The organism is Ruegeria spongiae (assembly GCF_023502395.1).
Lineage (GTDB): Bacteria > Pseudomonadota > Alphaproteobacteria > Rhodobacterales > Rhodobacteraceae > Ruegeria_C > Ruegeria_C spongiae.
Genome location: NZ_JAMFMB010000012.1, coordinates 111,756 through 131,381, shown reverse-complemented (window position 1 = coordinate 131,381; position 19,626 = coordinate 111,756). Strand labels below are relative to the sequence as shown.

Sequence of the window (19,626 nt, the reverse complement as noted above, 5' to 3'; positions counted from 1 at the left end):
GACTCATCATCCGGCAACCTGCGCCATAAGCTCATCCCTCGCGCTCACTTGAAATCTTGACGACAAATGCGTGAGGTCTGTTGCGTGTGGGCGGGGCGTGCATAGACTCCCCCCATGACGTCCTTCATCGCCGAAAACCAATTGTCCCTGCTGCTGCTCTTCTTTCTGGGGGGCTGCATCGGCACCGGGTTCCTGTTTCGCAAACCCGCCGGGCACCGGGCCTGGAAGCTGGCCGATCTGGTCTGGGTTCTGCTCGGTGGGATCGGCGCGCTGACGGCGATTATCGCGGGGCTTTATGTTTCGGACAGTTCGCGCCTCGACCGGCAGATCGATGTGGCCTATGCCGCCACGCTGGCCTTTGACCGCGACGCCGCCCGCTTTCGCCTGCGCTTTTGCGATCCGGCCTATGATCCCGATACCGCCACGCTCTGCGACAAGGTCGAGTTCCTGTCCGCCTCCACCGCCAGCAATGCCGACCTGCCGCTGTTCATTGCCGTCACCGACGAGGTCGCGCCATTGCAGGGCCTGAGTTTTCTGTTTGGCGGGCGCAATGAGGAGGGCATGGACGAGATGAAGGGCATGATGGCGCAGGCCGATGCCTTCGATCCCGATCAGTTTCTGGTGTTCACAACGCTTGACGAGACCACGCAGGCGGCGGTGGACAACATGCGCCGCAAGGTCCCCGCGATTGCCGGGGACTATCTGATCCTGGCGCAGGCCTATGACGATCTGGTGGAACAGGTGGGCAAGCTGAAGGATGAATGGGAATATCTGCAGGACAATGCCCACATCCTGATCCTGCAGATCATCGCGCTGTGTCTTGTCAGCTTTGCCGCGCCATTCCGGCTGGGAAAATCGCTGGTGGAGTTGCGCTAGCGGCTGTTCAGCGCCGGTAGCTCTCGGCCAGTTTTTGGGGATCGGCCCCGGCAAAATACCGGGTCAGCGTCCAGAGGTTCCGCGCCCCACGCCGGAGCCAGCCATGGCGGTACCGATCGGCACTGGTTGTCGCGCGAACCGGCAGCGCTTTCAGTCGCGGCAGGGCGCGCACCAGCGCCACATCCTCCATCAGTGGCTGATCGGGATAGCCGGCCACGCGCTCATAGACCGACCGGCGCACCAAGAGGCCCTGATCGCCATAGGGCAACCCGAACAGCCGCGAGCGCAGATTGGCCCAGCCCGCAATCCAGGTCGGTGCAAACCCACGCGCACGGAACACAAGTCGGAAATAGGCGCCCTGCCCCGATCCCTCGATATGGTCACCCACCACCTGAGACCAGCCCCGCTCCAGCAGCGTATCGGCATGCAGGACCAGCAGCCAGTCGCCCTGCGCCGCCGCACAGCCGCGCCGCAACTGCCCCCCGCGCGAGGCAGGCCCGGTCACCAGCTGCGCCCCGGCCTCATCGGCAATGGCGCAGGTGGCATCCTGCGATCCGCCATCGGTGACGATCAACTCGCGGATCAGCCCGGCGGTCAGCCCTTCGATCAGGGCCTCAAGGCAGGCGGGCAGGCTGTCGGCTGCGTCAAGCGTCGGGATCACGATGCTGATCTTGGCCGCCATGTGCTTCTCCTCTGGTGCCCGGGCGGGGTTGTCCTATATCACGGGGGCCAGACCCTAGACGAGGAACCCCAGATGTCCAGCCGCCGCATCCTGTTGATTTCCGGCTCTGACGCCACGGACTTCCTGCAAGGGTTGATCACCAACGATATCAAGGGCCTGGACCACGGGCTGGTCTATGCCGCCCTGCTGACGCCGCAGGGCAAGTATATCGCCGATTTCTTCCTTGCCCGACACGAGGGTGGCATCCTGTTGGATGTGGCCGAAACCCTTGCTGACATGCTGTTCAAACGCCTGAGTATGTACAAGCTGCGCGCCGATGTGCAGATCACCGAGAGCCCATTGAACCTGCAACGCGGCACCGGTCCTGTGCCCGAGGGTGCCCTGCCCGATCCGCGTCACCCGGATCTGGGCTGGCGGCTCTATTCTGCGGCTGATGAGGGTGATGATGGCAGCGATTGGGACGCGATCCGGGTGGCTCATTGCATCCCCGAAACCGGGATCGAGTTGACCCCGGACAGCTATATCCTGGAATCCGGGTTCGAGGCGCTCAATGGCGTCGATTTCAGGAAAGGCTGCTATGTGGGTCAGGAAGTCACCGCGCGGATGAAGCACAAGACCGCGCTGCGCAAGGGGCTTTGCCTGGTCGATATCGAGGGCGAGGCTGACCCCGGAAGTGAGATCACCACCGATGGCAAGCCCGCCGGGACGCTCTTTACCCGGTCCGGCAACCGCGCCATCGCCTATCTGCGCTTTGACCGCGCCAAGAACGATCTGAGCGCGGGTGCGGCCAGCGTCAGGATGGACCAGGGCTGACACCAGAAGCCAGGCGGCATTGAAGGTTTGAGTTCCGACCAATTTCTTCGCACACTGCACCGAAGAGGCCTCGGGGGACGAAGATGTTTCAGCTCTATGCCGCGATCTGGCGGGTCAGTTCCGGGCGGCAGATCGTTCTGATCCTGCTGTCGCTGGCCATCGCCGCGCTGGCGGCCGTGCCTCTGGATTTCCAGAAGAACATCATCAACCTGCTGACCGCAAAAACGCTGGAGAAAGAAAAGCTGTTCCAGCTGGGCGCGGGCATGTTGGCGGCAATCCTGCTGAGCCTGCTGTTGAAATGGATCATGGGCTACCGCGCCAGCACCCTGGGCGAGGACACGATCCGCCTGATCCGCACACGGCTGCTGGACCGGACCGACATTCCGGGCCGAACCAGGGGGCGCCAGGGCACGCTGGCCACTGCAATCTCGGCTGAGGCCGAAGAGCTGGGAAAATTTGCTGGCAGCGCCTTTTCCGAACCGGTGATGCAGATCGGCACATTGGTCAGCGTGATCGGCTATATCGCCTCAACCCAGCCGATGCTGGGGCTGATCGCACTGATGATGATCGCGCCACAGATCCTGATCGTGATCTACTCGCAAAGCCATGTGAACCGCTTCATCGCCGAAAGGGTACATGTGCTGCGCGCCTCGACCGACCGTCTGACCGCCGCGCAGACCGCCGAGGTCAAAGCCGCCATTCTGGCCGAATTCGACCGCATCTATGAAACCCGCCGCCGGATCTTCATCTGGAAACTGTCCAGCAAGTTCCTGCTGAGCGTCATAAACGGCGTCGGCACTGTTGCCGTGCTGATGCTGGGCGGTTGGCTGGTGCTGAACGGGCGCACCGATGTGGGCACAGTGGTTGCCGCCACCGTGGGTCTCACGCGCATTCAGGCACCCACCGCGTTCCTGATCGCCTTCTACCGGCAGGTCAGCGCCAACCGCATCAAATTCGACCTGCTGCGCGAGATCGTGCAACCCGCTCCGCCCCCATAGCGCGGTGGCGGGTATGAGCGCCTGATTGCCTCGTGTTGAGCGAATCTCCTACCATCCCCGCAAACAAAAAACGCGCCAGCTGCCCAGCAGCTGACGCGTTTCTTCAGGGTTACCCTGTGACGCAGCGTTACGCGCGTTCGGAATATTCCATGGATTCGGTGTTCACGACGATCATTTCATCCTGCCCGACGAAGGGCGGAACCATGATCTTGACACCATTGTCGAGGATCGCCGGTTTGAAGGAATTCGCCGCCGTCTGGCCCTTGACCACCGGCTCGGTCTCGACGATCTGGCAGGTCACTTTTTGCGGTACTGTGGCGTTCAGCGCCTCGGCCTCGTAGAACTCGACCACGATGGTCATACCGTCCTGCAGGAACGGGCGGCGGTCGCCCAAAAGCTCAGCCGGAAGCTCGACCTGCTCATAGGTCTGGGTGTCCATGAAGACCAGCATCCCATCGTTTTCATAGAGAAATTGCTGATCTTTCTGCTCCAGGCGCACACGCTCGACCTTGTCGGCAGAACGGAACCGCTCGTTCAGTTTCGAGCCGTTGCGCAGGTTGCGCAGCTCGACCTGGGCAAAGGCCCCGCCCTTGCCCGGCTTCACATGGTCGACCTTAACCGCAGCCCAAAGCCCGCCATTATGCTCCAGCACATTGCCCGGCCGGATTTCGTTTCCGTTGATCTTGGGCATGACATAAATCCTTCGCTTACGGTTGATGCCTCAGTCCGCGCTCCTATATCTGGCGCGACGGACCCTGACAAGACAACGATACCTTGTGCTGCACCTGCAGCAAGCCATGCATAAATCGCAATGCTCTTATGCATCTCTGGGGTACCCGAATCGAGTTGGATCGGTCATAACCAACGCCACGCCGAAAAATGCAAGAGCAAGAACAACAAGGAAGACGAGATGCAAGATTTCGTTGACGGCACCGCCTTTAACAACGAGCAAGGCAATCGTGCACGCAAACTATTCGCGGCTGTTGTGTTGGCCGCTTTGGACGACGCCATCGCCGATGACAAGAAATACGGCAATGGCCCCGAGCAGATCGCCCGCTGGGCACGGTCGCGCGACGGGCGCGAGGTTCTGAGCTGTGCCGGAATCGATCCCAACGAACGGGTCGTGAACGGGCTGATGGAATTCGTGGGCCGCGGGGTTCGGACCTCTGTGGCGCTGTCCCGCGAGGAGAGCGAACGCCGCAATGCGGCACAACAGGCCGAAGCTGCCTGAGCTATACTCGCCTAAAAGTTGAAAGCCGCGCCCTCTGGGGCGCGTTTTTCGTCAGAAGAACAGAATCCATTGCCGCGCCGTCCAAAGCTCGGCGGCCAGCAACAGCCCGAAGCTGATCCCTCCAATCACCCCCAGACCGCTGCGCCACAGGCTCCAGAAGGCAACGCAGCAGGCAAAGGCCACCAATGGCACCACCCAAAGCGCGTGATGGGTGCTGTCCCAGTAGCTGACCGGGCTGTCGAACACCCAGTCCGTGAGCGGCCAGAACTGCGGCCGCCCATCCCCGGCATGCAGCACGAAGTCGGTCACAAGATGCACAAGCGCCGCGCCGGAAAAGGCGATCAGAACCGGGCTTTTGCTGAGCAGTGCAGCCCCCAGCACCAGCCACCAAAGGACAAAACTGTTGTCGATAGCAAAGACGCTCTGCCAGGCGGGCGAGAAGTACAGCTGGTCAAACACCACTTGCGGCGGGATGTCCTGAACGTGCAAGGCCCATAGCGCCATGATGTAAAGCGACGCATCCGGCGCCAGCGCCCCGAGCAGGGCCGCGGCCATCACCTTGCGCCCTCGGCCCCGGCCAAAGGCGGCGGCACCGATCAAAAGATGGGCGGGCGTGTTCACGGGGCTTTTCCTCGAGGCGCAAATCGGGTCATCTGCGGGCCACGTTAGGAGGCAGGCCATGGTCAAGTCCATCATGATTCAGGGAACCGGCAGCAATGTCGGGAAATCCATGCTGGTGGCCGGGCTGGCGCGGGCCTATGCGCGGCAGGGGCTGCGGGTGGCCCCGTTCAAACCGCAGAACATGTCGAACAACGCCGCCGTGACCGCGGATGGCGGCGAGATCGGGCGCGCGCAGGCGTTGCAGGCGCGCGCCGCGTTCCGCGCGCCGCATACCGACATGAATCCGATCCTGCTGAAACCAGAAACCGACACTGGCGCGCAAGTGATCGTGCAAGGCCAGCGGCGCGGCACTCTGAGAGCCGCCGATTACCGCAAGGACAAATCAAGCCTGCTCGCCGCCGCGCTGGAAAGCTTCGACCGGCTGTGCGGCGATGCCGATTTGGTGCTGATCGAGGGTGCAGGCAGCCCGGCCGAGACCAACCTGCGCGCGGGTGACATCGCCAATATGGGCTTTGCCTGTGCGGCGGGGGTTCCGGTTGTGCTGGTAGGCGACATCCATCGTGGTGGCGTGATCGCACAGATCGTCGGCACGCAAGCGGTGCTGGATCAGACCGATCTGGCGCAGGTGAAGGGCTTTGCGGTCAACCGGTTCAAGGGCGACATTCGCCTGTTTGACGACGGGCGCGACGACATCGCCGCGCGTACCGGCTGGCCCTGCCTTGGCGTGGTCCCGTGGTTCGGCGATGCCTGGAAGCTTCCCGCCGAGGACATGATGGACATCCGATCCCATGTCGGCGGGGCGTTCAAGGTTGTTGTGCCGCAGCTTGAACGGATGGCAAATTTCGACGATCTTGATCCGCTGGCCGCCGAACCCGGCATCACGGTCGAGATCGTGCCGGGGGGCCGTCCCCTGCCCGGCGATGCCGATCTGGTGCTGTTGCCGGGCAGCAAATCCACCATTGGCGATCTGGCCTATTTCCGCGCCCAGGGCTGGGATATCGACCTGTTGGCCCATGTCCGGCGCGGCGGGAATGTTCTGGGCCTGTGCGGTGGCTATCAGATGCTGGGACGCAGCATCGACGACCCGGACGGGGTGGACGGCCGTCCCGGCAAGGTCGCCGGGCTGGGCCTGCTGGATATTGAGACGGTGATGGCGGGACGCAAGCAGGTGACGCTGACCGACGCGGTGGCGCTGGACACCGGGGCGGCGGTCAAGGGTTATGAGATTCACATGGGCCGTACCACCGGGCCGGATTGCAACCGCGCGTGGCTGTCCATCGCCGGGCGGCCAGAGGGCGCGGCCTCGGCCAATGGGCGCGTTCGCGGCAGCTATCTGCACGGCATTTTCTCGTCAGATGCGTTCCGGGCCGGGTACCTGGCGTCGCTGGGCCAGACATCCGACACCGCTTATGAAGACGGTGTCGAGGCAACGCTGGACGCGCTGGCTGATCACCTGACGCGCTATATGGATCTGTCTCAGCTCTTGTCGCTGGCGCAATCCCCGGCGCGGCGGTAACGGGTCACTCCAGATCGCGGGCTGTCAGGGCGCGGTGAATCTCGCGGCGGACAAGCTTGCGTACATTGCGCGTGATGCGTTCGCCCAAAACCCCCTGCAATTCCTGTCGCACGATGTCCGAGACCATCGCACGCAGACTGTCCTGGTCCAGAACCGCCTCTTTCGACGCTAAGGGGGTCTGCTGTGTCTGGGCTGCGGAATGTGGCGCGCGCCCGGCCTGCATTTCCTGCGGTGCGGAGACTTCCGGTGCGGCAGGGTCTGCCCGGTCCTGTGCGGTTTCATCGGCAGCCGGTTCAACCACAGAACCCGCAGCGATTTCGACCTGAGCTGCTGCACCCTTTTCCGGCGCGCGGCCCTGCCAAGCGATACCAGATCCGACCTTTGTGCCGGAATATTCCTCATCCGTGGTGCCGTCGGGCTCCCACTGGTCGATGGTGCGCGCGATTGCGGCCTCAAGCGCCTCGATCTTCTTGCTCAATGGCTCTGCAACGGACTCAGCTATCGCACTGGCCGCGCTCTCCTTGCCATGAAAGGCAAAATCATCCGCCGATGATTCATCGCCCCGGAGATCGTCTCTGGCCACCTCCGGGCGGATCCATGCCACTTTGTCGTTTGGAACCGCATCCTCGGGCCGCAAGAGCATGGGACGGGGTTTCGAAGGTCGCGTTTCAACCTCTGCCGATCCGGCCGCCTGCGCCTCATAAAGCGTCGTTTTCGGATTCTTCCAAGGCACGGCGGATGCCCGTTCGGGCAGCGCCCTGCGATCCGCCTCGGGCGCGGATTCCATCACGCGCAAAGCCGGGGTCAGGACAAGCTTGTTGGCCTTTTTGGGCCGTCGGGGCGCGGCTGGCCGGGGCTCGGGCGCGCCTTCATTGCTGACAAGTTTTTTGATCGAGGACAGAACATCCTCGATTCCCATATTGGCTGCTTGGTTGGACATTTTTTTCTACCACTCTGAACCTCGCCACAAGTGTAGCGAAGCCCGGCTGTTCTGCCAACAGAGGAGTGGAACGTTATTGCTTGCCCAACGCTTTCAGGACACGGTCCAGATCCTTGCTCTGCTTGCTGACCTGTGCCGGCGCATTTTTCACCAGATTGTAATAGAGCGTCGGATCATAAATTTGAACCGCAAGGCCTAGCCGCTCAGCCGTAAGCAGTCCCTGTGACAGCAACATCTGATAGGCAGCCAGCGAGCGTTCGGAACGCGCAAAAATCTGCTGGGTTTGCGCATCCAACAGGTCCTGTTCGGCGGTCAGAACGTCGAGAGTTGTCCGCGCGCCCAGCGTCGCCTCTTCACGAATGCCATCAAAGGCGATTTGTGCCGCACGCACCCGTTCGTTCGACGCGGTCAGACTGGCTTCGGCAGTCTGGAAGCGCACATAAGCGTCCTTGACCCCCTGGACAACATCCCTTTGGGCGGTCAGCAGCGCGGACCGGCTGGCGTCGCGGGTGGCAATTGCGCGCCGGACCTGGGCTGCGAGCGCGCCCCCGGCATAAACCGGCTGCCGAAAGGACACCCCGGCAGAGGAGTCATTGCGGAAATCCGAACTGCCGAAATCCTCGGTATAACCCAGATCCGCATCCAGGGTCACGCTCGGTCCGAGTTCCTTGCGTTGCTGCTGTACGATCAGCTCCGCAGCACGCACCTGATGTTGCGCCGCCAGAATATCCGGGTGTGTCCTGACCGCAACGGCTGTTGCGGCGTCGATCGAAGCAGGGCGCTTTGGCAAACTTGGCTGACCTGCGGTTTTTCCCGGCTCGTTTCCGACGGCATTTGCATATTCGGCCTTGGCCGTTGTGAGATTGCCCAGTGCATCCGCAAGATTCGCGCGCGCAGCGGCGACACTGGCCTCGGACAGCGCCACATCCGTGCGCGTCACCTCGCCCACTTCGAACCGGTCCTGAGATGCCCGCAATTCCTCACCCAGAACCCGGACGTTATTGCGGCGCAGAGCGACGTTATCTTCCTGCAGAATAAGGTTCATATAGGCGCTGACAGCCCGGAACAGGATGCTTTGCTCGACATCGATCAAAGTTTGCCGTGCCGACAACACGGATTCCTGGGCCGATTGCTTGGCCAGTCGGGTTGCGCCTCCATCATAGAGCAGCTGCTCGAAGGACAGACCGATGAACCCGTTGGTAACACCACCGCTCGCGCTCAATCCGCTGGCCCGTCGATCTGTGAACTCGCGTTGAACCTGCATGGTCCAGTTGATGATCGGTCGCAGCTGCGCCAACGCAATCGCAACATCTTCGTCAGCCGCCCGCAGCAGTGCCCGGTTCTGTTCCAGAAGCCCGCTGGTATTGTAAGCCCCCACCAACGCATCAGCAAGATTGTCCGCGACCGCCGATCGTGGCGCCACCGTTGCTGCCAACAGCGCAATCGACACGGCCGTTCCTTTTAATACTGCTCTCAACATTGCTCTCCGCGCCTCTTTATATGTCCGGCCTGTCTTCCCCGACCCAGCAGGTCAAAGCGAAAATTCCGGTTGTTTTGTGAACCCCGGCAGGAGTTGCCCGCCGGCATTGAATGCGTATCTCCAGGACAGCCTGCCGCCGGATTTGTACCCGATCCTCACAGTCCCGACCCCGTCTTCGACAAAGGTGCAGGCCATGCGCCCGCCCTCCTTGAGCTGCGCCAGCAGAGCCTCCGGCACCTGTTCAACCCCGCCCTGCACAAGAATCGCGTCGTAAGGGCCATGCTCGGCCGCGCCCTCGGCCAGAGGTCCGTGGTGCACGATCGCGTTGTCGGCCCCGGCCTCGGACAGAAGCGACTGCGCCTCACCCGCCATGTCGGCATCCTCCTCAACCGCGACAACCAGTTGCGCCAGGCGTGCGGTGACGGCAGTGGAATAACCAAGTGCCGCGGCCACATCCAGAACCGCTTCGTCGTCCTGAATGTTGAGCGCATCGAGCATCTTCGCAAAGGTCCGGGGTTCGGGCAGCACCCGCCCATCACCCAGATCGAGCATCTCTTCCGCGTAGGCGGCCTCACGCCGTGCATCGGGGACGAAGGCTTCGCGGGGGACATCGAGCATCGCCTCGATAATCGGGAACTTGGTCACATCCGACGGGCGGATCTGCGTATCAACCATGGTTCTGCGCCGTGCGGCAAAGTCAGGCATAATCGTGATCATCCAACACTGTGTTACCTTGGCTTGTGCCATACTGGCACTCGGGCGGCAATGTCCCATCCTCATGTAACATTTCCTCGGTTGCCCTGTTGCAACGCGCGCGGTAGCCGGATTGACCGTTCAAACGGGCGATTTTCGACCGAGTCTGTCTGGACGCCACAGTGCAAAGCTGTTAGAACACCCCTCGCACCACAGCAAGTGATTGAAATCACTGGAAAAGGCGAGTTGGCGGAGTGGTGACGCAGCGGATTGCAAATCCGTGTACACCGGTTCGATTCCGGTACTCGCCTCCACTACTTTTCAATGGGTTAGTAGCATCGGCAATTTCTGCCAAAGTGCATTTTACAATCCATTTTACAATTCCGTTCACGCTTTGCCCTCCTTGGCCTCACTTAGAAGCGTCAAAACGTCATCAGTTTCACCCGGCGAGACCTGCGCGTAACGCTCAATCATGGCCGCAGCAGTGCGCAGAGACCATCCCATGCATCCGGCGATCTGTGAGAGTGATAGACCCGCCCGCAAAAGCCTTGTGGCTGCCGTACCACGGGCGTCGTAAAGCCGCAGGTCATAGCCCAGGCTCTGAGGTGTTAGCCCTGCTTTGTCGCGCCATTGGCGCACACCCTCGGACGCCCGATGCTCAGTCAAGGGCTTGCCACTGGCATTGGTCAGGATAAGCAACCGATCATCAGGTGTTGCGTCAATCACTTGGGCCATAGCTTGACTGACCGGCACAAACGCAGATTTGCCGCGCTTGTTAGTCTTGATGCGAATCCGGCGGCCACCCGGCGTGGGCTCAATGTGAGCGCGCGACAGTCTTATCAAATCGCCGGGGCGCATTCCTGTTTCGCAGGCCGTCACCAAAATACGCACCACCCATTCCGGCGCGATCTTTTTGACAGCCTCAACGTGTTCTGGAGCCCAAACAACATCGGATCTGTCAGACCTGTACACTTTTTTGAAACTGCAATGGTGCTCGGCCAACTTGCCAGCATCTCGCGCCCAATTCAGGATTCTGGTAACGACAGTTCCTGCATAGTCATACTGTTTCGGCGAGTGAGCCCATTGCGCGCGCCAATCATTCACTTCGGCACGCGATGCAGCCTCTTCAAACATAGCCACCGGGTCATTCTTGAATTCAGTTGAGAACCGAAGCGCCCACTTCTTGTAGTCAGCCTGCGTTCGCGGCTTAAGGGCCTGAAATTCGGCAGACCGCAGGTAGGTTTCAACCAAAGCCTCAGTCATGTTCCGATCAACTTTGGGCGCGGCAGCGGCCATGGCTGCGGTGTAAGCCGCAAAGAACTCGGCATTCTTCGGAAATGGCCGAGGGTCCTTCCAAAAACCAGTTCCTTTTCGCCCACGAAGCGAGAAGTAGTAACAGACAGAGCCATCGGCGAGCTTGGCTCGCACGCGATGGACCTCCGGAGGCAAGTTACCGCGCGGCACGGCGAGCCCTCCTTGCTGCGACCAAGCTATCGTTCTCGTAGCCTTCCGAAGAATGAAGCCCTTGAGCTTCATCGAGACGGCGACGAACCAAAGCAGGGTCAAAATACCCTCGTCGTCCCGGAACAGGCGTTATACGCATCGAAGCGCACCAGTCTCGAAAGGCAGCGTTCGTGCCCGAATACCCGAGGCGATGTGCAAGGTCGTCCGATGTGACCAGTTCAATACCGAAGCTGCCGAGGTTATCCATTGTCGACCTCCGAAAGAAAAACGGCGGCGAAGCTGAGACCGAGAGAGGCCGCAATCTGACCGCAAGTATCGGAAAGATTTAGAACGATCCGAGGCGCGGCCCCGCGCCCCTCGACAGCCCCGATCACTGCGCCGGGAACACTATCTCTCTTTTTCAGATCAAACATAGAGTCAGCGTCTGATACAATCGCCAACCGGCTTTTCTGGCGCTCTGTCCCCTCATTCGCAAAGATCAGATATGTCTCACCAACGGCGAACAACTTACCCGGCGCCCGAATGTGCGCTGATCTGGGTTGGATTTGATTGGGGTTAGGTTGCTGGCCATAGTAGGCGAACTGCGCTCCCGCCCAATACGCTTCGCGAACGTCGACTCCGCAGTCGATCAGTGCAAACGCTATGGCCCCTTGCACAACAGTCTCAAGCGAAAGCTGCCGTAGCCTCCCGCGCCCCGGTCCTCTTGATGCAACGGATTTCACCCCTTCCGGCACGAACACCTTGTTCATTTCGAAGTGGTTTTGCCAGCGACGGGAAGTATTCCCCATCGCAATCAGCGCCTTATCGGCAGGAAAATATAACCCCTCGGACGACATGGGAAACGCTACCTCCACGCACATTAAATTACAACAGGCATGGTGAATTTATTACCATAGGTAGAGTTATGTTGCGCGAAATGGCGGTTTTGTACGGTGGGGAGCACAGAAGCAACAAGAGGATATAGATGGAAACGATAGAAGCTTAAGGCACGAAGCATAAAATATAAGATGCTATTTTATTACATCTTTTCCGCCTCCATTCATATGAGCGCACTACGATTTTGGGCAAACGTTGATCTTTCCTCTGGAGCTCCACTGCGCTACCCATAAGCTGTTTCCAGCTACCAAACTCGGTGACGCAAACATGACCAGCCCCACTTTAGTGGTCCGGTTTGAGTGTTAGTGCATGACCGGCCTTTGGTCCATCGGAACGATGTTTTCCGGGGCTGGCGGGCGGTAGCCCAGAGCACTGTGGGGTCGTTTTGTGTTGTAGTGCTTCCTCCATTGCTCGATCAGGATCTGCGCCTCGCGCAGGCTGTAGAAGATTTCTCCATTGAGCAGCTCATCACGGAACCGGGCGTTGAAGCTCTCGCAGTATCCGTTCTCCCAAGGTGATCCCGGCTCGATATAGGCAGTCCTTGCGCCGACGGCTTTGATCCAGTCCTGCACGGTCTGCGCCACGAACTCGGGGCCGTTGTCGGACCGGATAAACGACGGGACACCGCGAAGAATGAACAGATCACTCAGCGCGTCGATGACGCTGTTGGCGTTGAGCCGTCGCTTGACCTTGATCGTCAGGCACTCGCGGCTGAACTCGTCGAGAATGTTGAGCGTCCGAAATGCCTTGCCGTCAATGGTCCGGCAATGAACAAAGTCATAGCTCCAGACGTGGTTGCGATACTCGGGCCGCAACCGGATACACGATCCATCGTTCAGCCAGAGCCGACCTTTCTTCGGTTGTTTTGCAGGCACTTTCAGCCCCTCTCGTCGCCACAGCCGCTCGATGCGCTTGGCCGACAAGCACCTCAACCTGCCGTAACTTCGTGACAATCTCTTCGGGCTTGTGTCGCTTCATTCCCATTCTGATCCTCCGTTTTCCTAAACATAACGGCGGACCACTTCACTGGGGGAGGATCAGGTTCAGGCAGATTGTGGTCCATGATGAGATCGAAGCCGAAAAAATCGGACGTCTGGCCGGGCGTGATGTCAGTTCGCATCGGCAGAACTCATAGCCAATAGATGCCCGAAGCGGCGAGAACGATTTCTGAGAGAAAGACTTGGGACACCTGTCGTACCGCGTCGCCACACGGCGCCAGTCCTTCAATCTGCCAAACATGATCTCAATCCGATTGCGGCGTTTGTAGCGGTGCTTGTCGTATCGGACAGCTGTCTTGCGCTGTTTGCGGCCTGGGATACACGCACGAACCCGTTGCGGTTGATGAGGATAATCCCACTCAAGACACGCCTGTCGTCAACGCGAGGTTTGCCGTGGGACGTTGGGAAGAATGGCGCCAGACGCGCCATCTGCTCGTCGCTCAACCAGAAAAGATCAGACATGTTCACCGCTCGTTTTGGACGCGATGAACCACGCAGCAAAATGGAAATCAATAGGTCCTGAGCCTAATCCCCTAGCGCGTCCTGCGTTTTTTCGATGCTATCAATGACTTTCTCTGCCGTTCCAACCCATTGGGTGTGTCCACCGCCTCGAAGTAAATCTCTTGCCGTTTGCGCATCGACAAGCGCTGTGGGCAGTATTTCCCCGTCACCTGTTCGTTTCGCGATTATGGTGTGCGTGTGTGTCAGAATAAGCGTGGTACCCGCCCATTTGAACGGGTCGCGATCGCGCGTCCATTCCTCCAAGGACAGGCGATAGGCGGTCACGGCCTCCTCCAGCCGGGCCGTGCCCGGCTCCCGCTCGCCAAGAGAACGAAGCGCAGCGCCAAGACTGTTCTGCGTTTCGGCCCATTCGAGCGGGACGCGGTCGCGGGCCCGTTCTTCCAGGGCAAGCCGATAGGCGGTCACGGCCTCCTCCAGCCGCACCGTGCCCGGTACCTGATTGCCGAGGGAGGAAAGCGCATTGCCGATATTGTATTGCGTCGAGGCCCAAGTGAGCGGGTCGCGGTCGCGGGTCCATTCCTCCAAGGCAAGGCGATAGGCTATCACGGATTCCTCCAGACGTTCCGTTCCGGGCTCTCGTTTTCCAAGGGACGAAAGTGCAATACCGAGATTGTACTGCGTTGAGGCCCAGGCAAGGGGGACGCGGTCGCGTGTCCGTTCTTCCAGGGCAAGGTGATAGGCGATCACGGCCTCCTCCAGCCGAGCCGTGCCCGGCTCCTGTTCTCCGAGGGAGGAAAGCGCATGTCCGATATTGTTCTGCGTTGAGGCCCAGTCGAGCGGGACGCGGTCGCGGGTCCGTTCTTCCAGAGCAAGGCGATAAGCGATCACGGCTTCCTCCAGCCGTTCCGTTCCGGGCTCCCGTTCGCCGAGTAGCTCAAGCGCAGTGCCGAGATTGTTCTGTGTTGCGGCCCAGGCGAGCGGGTCGCGGTCGCGGGTCCATTCCTCCAGGGCAAGGCGATAGGCTATCACGGATTCCTCCAGACGATCCGTTCCGGGCTCTCGTTTTCCAAGGGACGAAAGTGCAATACCGAGATTGTACTGCGTTGAGGCCCAGGCAAGGGGGACGCGGTCGCGGGTCCGTTCTTCCAGGGCAAGGTGATAGGCGATCACGGCTTCCTCCAGCCGTGCAGTTCCGGGCTGCCGTCTTCCAATGGAAGAAAGCGCAGTGCCGAGATTGTTCTGTGTTGTGGCCCAGTCGAGCGGGACGCGGTCGCGGGTCCGTTCCTCCAGGGCGAGGCGATAGGCAGACACGGCCTCTTCCAGCCGGGCCGTGCCCGGTTCCTGCTCCCCAAGGGACGAAAGCGCGCTAGCGAGATTATTCTGTGTTGTGGCCCAATCGAGCGGGACACGGTCGCGGGTCCGTTCCTCCAAGGCGAGGCGATAGGCAGACACGGCCTCTTCCAGCCGGGCAGTGCTAGGTTCCCGAACCCCAATTGTTAGCAGCGCGTTGCCGAGATTATTCTGTGTTGTGGCCCAGTCGAGCGGAACGCGGTCGCGGGTCCATTCCTCCAGGACACGGCGATAGACGATCACGGCCTCTTCGAGCTGTGCCGTGCCCGGTTTCCGTTTGCCGAGTAGCGCAAGCGCAATGCTAAGATTGTTCTGTGCTGTGGCCCAGTCGAGCGGGACGCGGTCGCGGGTCCATACCTCCAGGGCAAGGCGAAAGGCGGCTAAGGCCTCCTCCAGCCGTGCCGTTCCGGGCTCCCTTTGCCCAATAGTTAGCAGCGCAATGCCGAGGTTGTTCTGCGTTGCTGCCCAGCCGAGTGGATCTACGGCTCGATCCTTCACATTCAGCCTCCTCCCCCATAACCCGATCGCGCGTTCCAATGCAGCATTGTCACCCCGCAGCCTACCATGATCGTAAAGCGCATCTGCCGCGCTGAACAAATCAAGCCAGCGCTGATCCACATCGTCTTCGGGCAACAGGTCTGCGGCTTCTTCAAAGAGACGTGCCGCCGCCAAACGATTCAGTACAGACAGTTCCAGCTCCGCCTGAGTACGGGCAATCCGCGCCTCCTCGCGGGACTGCTCCTCAAAGATTGATAGCGCGGCTTCGCGCTTGGCGCGTCGCAGCGCACGTGCCTCCGACAGCGCACGCCGAGCCGCATCGTGATCCGGCGGTTCACCAACAAGAACCGCCGCTGCCGCATCCAGCTGCGCCTGAATCTCTGGGTCTGCAATCTGGAACGCACTCAATTCAACTTGCAGGCGTACGTGCCGTGTCGCGATTTCCGCCAGCCGGTCGCGGAGTTGATCGGAGGGCACGTCGTCTTGCTCAAGAATACTAAAAAACGAACGGATTGACTCAGCACGCAGCTGGGCGCCCTCTGGCGTCAGTGTGTCTAGACGATTGAGCAACGCGGTATAATCTTCGGCGCGGCCAGACACTGCAAGCCGCATCATCTCTACCATTTCTGCCGAGGATATGCCGCAAATCACCTCAATACTGCTGTCGATCATCTCCTGCTCGACAAGCGCAGCGCATTCCAGTGAATTACGATCCCCAACCAGCTGCGCATTCGCAGGAGCGGCTGCGAGCGCCAGAGTAAAAACAAGCCGTCTCATTGACCGATGTTAATGCTTGAGTTTTTCATATCACCACCGACATGTGCTCCGTCGGTGACTGTTATGTGATCGCCGCCAAACACTGCCGCCAGCCCAAGCAAAACAACCCCTACGCCCAAAATTACCCAAGCCGCTTTTGGTGTTTGCGAAAACGATACATTGCCCTGAATGGATACGTCCCTGTTGGCGGCGATACCCTTTGTCGCACTAGCCGTAGTCTGGTAGCTCGGCTTGTCCGGATTCTCATTTTTGTCTTTGCCGCGCATCTTTGTGATCGCAACCCAAACAGCTCCGATTGCTGTGGCTGCACCACCTGCATAAAACCCAACAGCATTCATGACGTCCTGCTGCATGAGCGAGTCAATTAGCTCGTCCATAGTCGCCTTCCTTTCCCGCAAGATAACAAGACCTTATTCTTCAAGCTCCGCTTGGATGTTTTCGATTATCTCAATCGCCTTCTCTGCCCTTTCTGCGCTTTGGGCGATTCCTCCTTCCTGAAGTATTTCCCATGCCGTTCTTGCATCGGCCAAGGCTGTGGGCAGCATGCTGCCATCACCTGTTCGGTTCGCGATCAGGGCACAAGTGTAGCTCAGGCTGTAGGTAGTGCCCGCCCAGTTGAGTGGGGCGCTGTCACGAGTCCATTCCTCCAGGGCAAGGCGATAGGCGGTCTCTGCCTCCTCCAGCCGAGTCGTGCCGGACACCCGTTCCCCAAGGGATGTAAGCGCAGTACCGAGATTAGTCTGGATTGCAGCCCAGTCGAATGGCAAGCTGTCACGGGTCACTTCCTTTAGGGCAAGGCGATAGGCGTTCGTGGCCTCCTCCAGCCAAACCGTGCCGGGCACTCTATTGCCAATTGATGCAAGCGCATTGCCGAGGTTATTTTGGGTATGAGCCCAGTCGAGCGGGACGCGGTCGCGGGTCCGTTCCTCCAGGGCAAGGCGATAGGCGGCCACGGCCTCCTCCAACCGAGCCGTCCCGAGCTCCCGTTCGCCAAGAGATTGAAGCGTCGTGCCAAGATTGTTTTGCGTTGAGGCCCAGTCAAGCGGGACGCGGTCGCGGGTCCGTTCTTCTAGCGCAAGGCGATGGGCGGACACGGCCTCTTCCAACCGAACAGTGCTGAGCTCCCGTTCGCCAAGAGATTGAAGCGCATTGCCGAGATTGTTTTGCGCTGAGGCCCACCTGAGCGGGACGCGGTCGCGGGTCCATTCCTCCAGGGCAAGGCGATAGGCGGACACGGCCTCCGCCAGCCGGACAATGCCTGGCTCCCGTTCCCCAAGGGCTTGAAGCGCATTGCCGAGATTGTTTTGTGCAAAGGCCCAGTTTAGCGGCACGCGGTCACGGGTCCATTCCTCCAAGGCGAGGCGATAGGCAGACACGGCCTCTTCCAGCCGGGCAGTGCCCGGTTCCCGAACCCCATGAGCTTGAAGCGCATTACCAAGATTGTTTTGTGCTAAGGCCCAGCTGAACCAGACCCGGTCGCGTGTTAATTCTTCAAGAGCGAGGCGATAGGCGATCACGGCCTCTTCCAACCGGACTGTTCCGTGCTTCCGTTCGCCGAGTAGCGCAAGCGCATTGCCAAGATTGATCTGTGTTTTGGCCCAGTCGAGCGGGGTGTGGTCACGGGTAAATTCTTCTAGGGCGCGGCGATAGGCTGTCACGGCTTCTTCCAGCCGGGCCGTATCAGGCTCCCGTTCCCCGAGGGATTGAAGCGCATTGCCGAGATTGTTCTGCGTTGCGGCCCAGTCGAGTGGATCTACGGCTCGATCCTTCACATTCAGCATCCGCCCCCATAACCCGATCGCGCGTTCCAATGCAGCATTGTCACCCCGCAGCTCACCATGTTCGTAAAGCGCACCTGCCGCGCTGAACAAATCAAGCCAGCGCTGATCCACATCGTCTTCGGGCAACAGGTCTGCGGCTTCTTCAAAGAGACGTGCCGCCGCCAAACGATTCAGTACAGACAGTTCCAGCTCCGCCTGAGTACGGGCAATCCGCGCCTCCTCGCGGGACTGCTCCTCAAAGATTGATAGCGCGGCTTCGCGCTTGGCGCGTCGCAGCGCACGTGCCTCCGACAGCGCACGCCGAGCCGCATCGTGATCCGGCGGTTCACCAACAAGAACCGCCGCTGCCGCATCCAGCTGCGCCTGAATCTCTGGGTCTGCAATCTGGAACGCACTCAATTCAACTTGCAGGCGTACGTGCCGTGTCGCGATTTCCGCCAGCCGGTCGCGGAGTTGATCGGAGGGCACGTCGTCTTGCTCAAGAATACTAAAAAACGAACGGATTGACTCAGCACGCAGCTGGGCGCCCTCTGGCGTCAGTGTGTCTAGACGATTGAGCAACGCGGTATAATCTTCGGCGCGGCCAGACACTGCAAGCCGCATCATCTCTACCATTTCTGCCGAGGATATGCCGCAAATCACCTCAATACTGCTGTCGATCATCTCCTGCTCGACAAGCGCAGCGCATTCCAGTGAATTACGATCCCCAACCAGCTGCGCATTCGCAGGAGCGGCTAAATAGCAGATAAATAATAATAAAAACCGCACAGTCCACAATCCATAGAAGGATCACTAACTCAACAATAACCTAGGAACTAAACTAATCAACCGAATGGTAGCGGCTTTCAACTACCTGTTGTTCGCCGTCACCGACGAACTTGATCCCGGAGTTGTCCTCTAGCAGGTTCAGCGGCCCGTCCGAACGACGAAATACCCTAAATCATCGCTACCAGCACCCAGAGGGAAACGGCTTGTCTGCATCCCGAGCGAGCGGGCCTCAGCGCGCTTTTCCGCGACCTAAAAGGCGGCGATCAGGTCGCGACCAACAAACCCGCGCCAGATATCTACCTGCGTGCCACCATACGCCTGGGTCACGACCCGTCAAACTGTTTTGCGTTCGACGATTCGCCCATTGGCATCAGCGCGGGCCATGCTGCAGGTCTCATTGCTATGAAGACCCCAGATATAGTCGCTCCCGAAGCTGAACTAGGTGCGCTACGGCACTGCATTGCCAGCAACATCATCGCCGGGGCGCAGGCGGTTGGTCTGATGGTAGTTCCGGAATAAAAAGCTGACGTTTGCACAGCTGCAGTGAAAGCGCAGTATAGCCGCGATCAACTCTTGTTTCTCTTCTATGAGTGCAAAGTCTAAATGCGCTTGCAACGCGTAGGTCCCAAGACTTCGTTGGTTCAGTTGCTGGATATCAATCAGTTCCGCGATCCGCACCTTTTCATGCAACTCAGCTCCGCGCCGCTCGACAGCAGCTCGAATTTGTCGCCGTATTTGATCTTCGCTACGATTACGGAATTTCTGGAGCAGAAAATCAACTGGCAGGCAATTGAGTCAAAAA

The 19,626-nt window shown here is 59.8% G+C and carries 18 protein-coding genes, 1 tRNA gene and 4 pseudogenes; 7 read left to right on the top strand and 16 right to left on the bottom strand.

Going from position 1 to position 19,626, the window contains the following annotated elements; all coding sequences use genetic code 11:
* Window positions 1-114 precede the first annotated feature (114 nt).
* The gene (locus tag M3P21_RS11435; protein ID WP_249710113.1) at window positions 115-876 is read left to right on the top strand and encodes a hypothetical protein; all 762 of its coding nucleotides are present in this window, start codon (window positions 115-117) and stop codon (window positions 874-876) included.
* Between the two features lie 7 nt (window positions 877-883).
* On the opposite strand, the gene M3P21_RS11430 is transcribed toward M3P21_RS11435, so the two are convergent.
* Window positions 884-1,558 (bottom strand): TIGR04283 family arsenosugar biosynthesis glycosyltransferase, encoded by a 675-nt coding sequence (locus tag M3P21_RS11430; RefSeq protein ID WP_249710112.1) that lies wholly within the window; start codon window positions 1,556-1,558, stop codon window positions 884-886.
* Between the two features lie 72 nt (window positions 1,559-1,630).
* On the opposite strand from M3P21_RS11430, the gene ygfZ reads away from it, so the two are divergent.
* On the top strand, window positions 1,631-2,371 hold the full coding sequence (gene ygfZ / locus M3P21_RS11425) for a CAF17-like 4Fe-4S cluster assembly/insertion protein YgfZ (RefSeq protein ID WP_249710111.1): 741 nt from the start codon (window positions 1,631-1,633) through the stop codon (window positions 2,369-2,371).
* Between the two features lie 83 nt (window positions 2,372-2,454).
* Window positions 2,455-3,369 (top strand): ABC transporter transmembrane domain-containing protein, encoded by a 915-nt coding sequence (locus M3P21_RS11420; protein ID WP_249710110.1) that lies wholly within the window; start codon window positions 2,455-2,457, stop codon window positions 3,367-3,369.
* 127 nt (window positions 3,370-3,496) lie between these two features.
* Here the strand turns inward: M3P21_RS11420 and efp are convergent, their stop codons facing one another.
* A complete protein-coding gene (gene efp, locus M3P21_RS11415) occupies window positions 3,497-4,060 on the bottom strand; it encodes an elongation factor P (protein WP_249710109.1) in 564 nt (187 codons plus the stop codon).
* Between the two features lie 219 nt (window positions 4,061-4,279).
* Here efp and M3P21_RS11410 point away from each other — a divergent pair, with 219 nt between their 5' ends.
* Window positions 4,280-4,600 carry a DUF6280 family protein gene (locus M3P21_RS11410; protein ID WP_249710108.1) on the top strand — a complete coding sequence of 107 codons (321 nt, stop codon included), beginning with the start codon at window positions 4,280-4,282 and terminating at the stop codon, window positions 4,598-4,600.
* Between the two features lie 51 nt (window positions 4,601-4,651).
* Here M3P21_RS11410 and M3P21_RS11405 read toward each other — a convergent pair whose 3' ends face one another.
* Window positions 4,652-5,221, bottom strand: coding sequence for a cobalamin biosynthesis protein CobQ (locus tag M3P21_RS11405; protein WP_249710107.1), 570 nt, complete (start codon window positions 5,219-5,221; stop codon window positions 4,652-4,654).
* Window positions 5,222-5,279: 58 nt separating this feature from the next.
* On the opposite strand from M3P21_RS11405, the gene M3P21_RS11400 reads away from it, so the two are divergent.
* Entirely contained in the window at window positions 5,280-6,737 is a 1,458-nt protein-coding gene (locus M3P21_RS11400) for a cobyric acid synthase (RefSeq protein WP_249710106.1), read from the top strand.
* A 4-nt stretch (window positions 6,738-6,741) separates the two neighbouring features.
* Here M3P21_RS11400 and M3P21_RS11395 read toward each other — a convergent pair whose 3' ends face one another.
* The 3 genes from M3P21_RS11395 to M3P21_RS11385 all read right to left on the bottom strand — a co-directional run bounded on the left by M3P21_RS11395 (window position 6,742) and on the right by M3P21_RS11385 (window position 9,862).
* The gene (locus tag M3P21_RS11395) at window positions 6,742-7,677 is read right to left on the bottom strand and encodes a hypothetical protein (protein ID WP_249710105.1); all 936 of its coding nucleotides are present in this window, start codon (window positions 7,675-7,677) and stop codon (window positions 6,742-6,744) included.
* Between the two features lie 73 nt (window positions 7,678-7,750).
* The gene (locus M3P21_RS11390; protein ID WP_283780930.1) at window positions 7,751-9,157 is read right to left on the bottom strand and encodes a TolC family outer membrane protein; all 1,407 of its coding nucleotides are present in this window, start codon (window positions 9,155-9,157) and stop codon (window positions 7,751-7,753) included.
* A 51-nt stretch (window positions 9,158-9,208) separates the two neighbouring features.
* Window positions 9,209-9,862, bottom strand: coding sequence for a protein-L-isoaspartate O-methyltransferase family protein (locus M3P21_RS11385; protein WP_249710103.1), 654 nt, complete (start codon window positions 9,860-9,862; stop codon window positions 9,209-9,211).
* Window positions 9,863-10,090: 228 nt separating this feature from the next.
* Here M3P21_RS11385 and M3P21_RS11380 point away from each other — a divergent pair.
* Window positions 10,091-10,164: transfer RNA gene (locus M3P21_RS11380), tRNA-Cys, on the top strand.
* Between the two features lie 73 nt (window positions 10,165-10,237).
* On the opposite strand, the gene M3P21_RS11375 is transcribed toward M3P21_RS11380, so the two are convergent.
* The 9 genes and pseudogenes from M3P21_RS11375 to M3P21_RS22730 all read right to left on the bottom strand — a co-directional run.
* Window positions 10,238-11,416, bottom strand: coding sequence for a tyrosine-type recombinase/integrase (locus tag M3P21_RS11375; RefSeq protein ID WP_249710102.1), 1,179 nt, complete (start codon window positions 11,414-11,416; stop codon window positions 10,238-10,240).
* A 137-nt stretch (window positions 11,417-11,553) separates the two neighbouring features.
* Window positions 11,554-12,150 carry a hypothetical protein gene (locus M3P21_RS11370; RefSeq protein ID WP_249710101.1) on the bottom strand — a complete coding sequence of 199 codons (597 nt, stop codon included), beginning with the start codon at window positions 12,148-12,150 and terminating at the stop codon, window positions 11,554-11,556.
* Window positions 12,151-12,492: 342 nt separating this feature from the next.
* Window positions 12,493-13,113 (bottom strand): annotated as a pseudogene (locus tag M3P21_RS11365) (IS3 family transposase); the annotation flags it as partial.
* Between the two features lie 116 nt (window positions 13,114-13,229).
* Window positions 13,230-13,316 (bottom strand): annotated as a pseudogene (locus M3P21_RS11360) (IS5/IS1182 family transposase); the annotation flags it as partial.
* A gap of 3 nt (window positions 13,317-13,319) precedes the next feature.
* Window positions 13,320-13,519: pseudogene (locus M3P21_RS22870) on the bottom strand (transposase); the annotation flags it as partial.
* A 194-nt stretch (window positions 13,520-13,713) separates the two neighbouring features.
* Complete coding sequence (locus tag M3P21_RS11350) at window positions 13,714-16,170, bottom strand: tetratricopeptide repeat protein (protein ID WP_249710100.1); 2,457 nt, start codon at window positions 16,168-16,170, stop codon at window positions 13,714-13,716.
* Window positions 16,171-16,271: 101 nt separating this feature from the next.
* Window positions 16,272-16,652, bottom strand: coding sequence for a hypothetical protein (locus M3P21_RS11345; protein WP_249710099.1), 381 nt, complete (start codon window positions 16,650-16,652; stop codon window positions 16,272-16,274).
* Between the two features lie 33 nt (window positions 16,653-16,685).
* Window positions 16,686-18,824 (bottom strand): tetratricopeptide repeat protein, encoded by a 2,139-nt coding sequence (locus tag M3P21_RS22665; RefSeq protein WP_249710098.1) that lies wholly within the window; start codon window positions 18,822-18,824, stop codon window positions 16,686-16,688.
* A 58-nt stretch (window positions 18,825-18,882) separates the two neighbouring features.
* Window positions 18,883-18,987, bottom strand: a pseudogene (locus tag M3P21_RS22730) (IS5/IS1182 family transposase); the annotation flags it as partial.
* 8 nt (window positions 18,988-18,995) lie between these two features.
* Between M3P21_RS22730 and M3P21_RS22725 the strand changes: the two are divergent.
* A complete protein-coding gene (locus M3P21_RS22725; protein WP_373319995.1) occupies window positions 18,996-19,343 on the top strand; it encodes an HAD family hydrolase in 348 nt (115 codons plus the stop codon).
* On the opposite strand, the gene M3P21_RS11335 is transcribed toward M3P21_RS22725, so the two are convergent.
* Window positions 19,272-19,514, bottom strand: coding sequence for a hypothetical protein (locus tag M3P21_RS11335; RefSeq protein WP_249710095.1), 243 nt, complete (start codon window positions 19,512-19,514; stop codon window positions 19,272-19,274). The two genes, M3P21_RS22725 and M3P21_RS11335, sit on opposite strands and share 72 nt — an antisense overlap.
* Window positions 19,515-19,626 lie beyond the last annotated feature (112 nt).

Bases quoted from the DNA above. Each gene is read 5' to 3' on its own strand.
- M3P21_RS11435 (WP_249710113.1), top strand. From the start codon at position 115: ATGACGTCCTTCATCGCCGAAAACCAATTGTCCCTGCTGCTGCTCTTC.
- M3P21_RS11430 (WP_249710112.1), bottom strand. From the start codon at position 1,558: ATGGCGGCCAAGATCAGCATCGTGATCCCGACGCTTGACGCAGCCGAC.
- ygfZ (WP_249710111.1), top strand. From the start codon at position 1,631: ATGTCCAGCCGCCGCATCCTGTTGATTTCCGGCTCTGACGCCACGGAC.
- M3P21_RS11420 (WP_249710110.1), top strand. From the start codon at position 2,455: ATGTTTCAGCTCTATGCCGCGATCTGGCGGGTCAGTTCCGGGCGGCAG.
- efp (WP_249710109.1), bottom strand. From the start codon at position 4,060: ATGCCCAAGATCAACGGAAACGAAATCCGGCCGGGCAATGTGCTGGAG.
- M3P21_RS11410 (WP_249710108.1), top strand. From the start codon at position 4,280: ATGCAAGATTTCGTTGACGGCACCGCCTTTAACAACGAGCAAGGCAAT.
- M3P21_RS11400 (WP_249710106.1), top strand. From the start codon at position 5,280: ATGGTCAAGTCCATCATGATTCAGGGAACCGGCAGCAATGTCGGGAAA.
- M3P21_RS11395 (WP_249710105.1), bottom strand. From the start codon at position 7,677: ATGTCCAACCAAGCAGCCAATATGGGAATCGAGGATGTTCTGTCCTCG.
- M3P21_RS11390 (WP_283780930.1), bottom strand. From the start codon at position 9,157: ATGTTGAGAGCAGTATTAAAAGGAACGGCCGTGTCGATTGCGCTGTTG.
- M3P21_RS11385 (WP_249710103.1), bottom strand. From the start codon at position 9,862: ATGCCTGACTTTGCCGCACGGCGCAGAACCATGGTTGATACGCAGATC.
- M3P21_RS11370 (WP_249710101.1), bottom strand. From the start codon at position 12,150: ATGTCGTCCGAGGGGTTATATTTTCCTGCCGATAAGGCGCTGATTGCG.
- M3P21_RS11350 (WP_249710100.1), bottom strand. From the start codon at position 16,170: ATGATCGACAGCAGTATTGAGGTGATTTGCGGCATATCCTCGGCAGAA.
- M3P21_RS11345 (WP_249710099.1), bottom strand. From the start codon at position 16,652: ATGGACGAGCTAATTGACTCGCTCATGCAGCAGGACGTCATGAATGCT.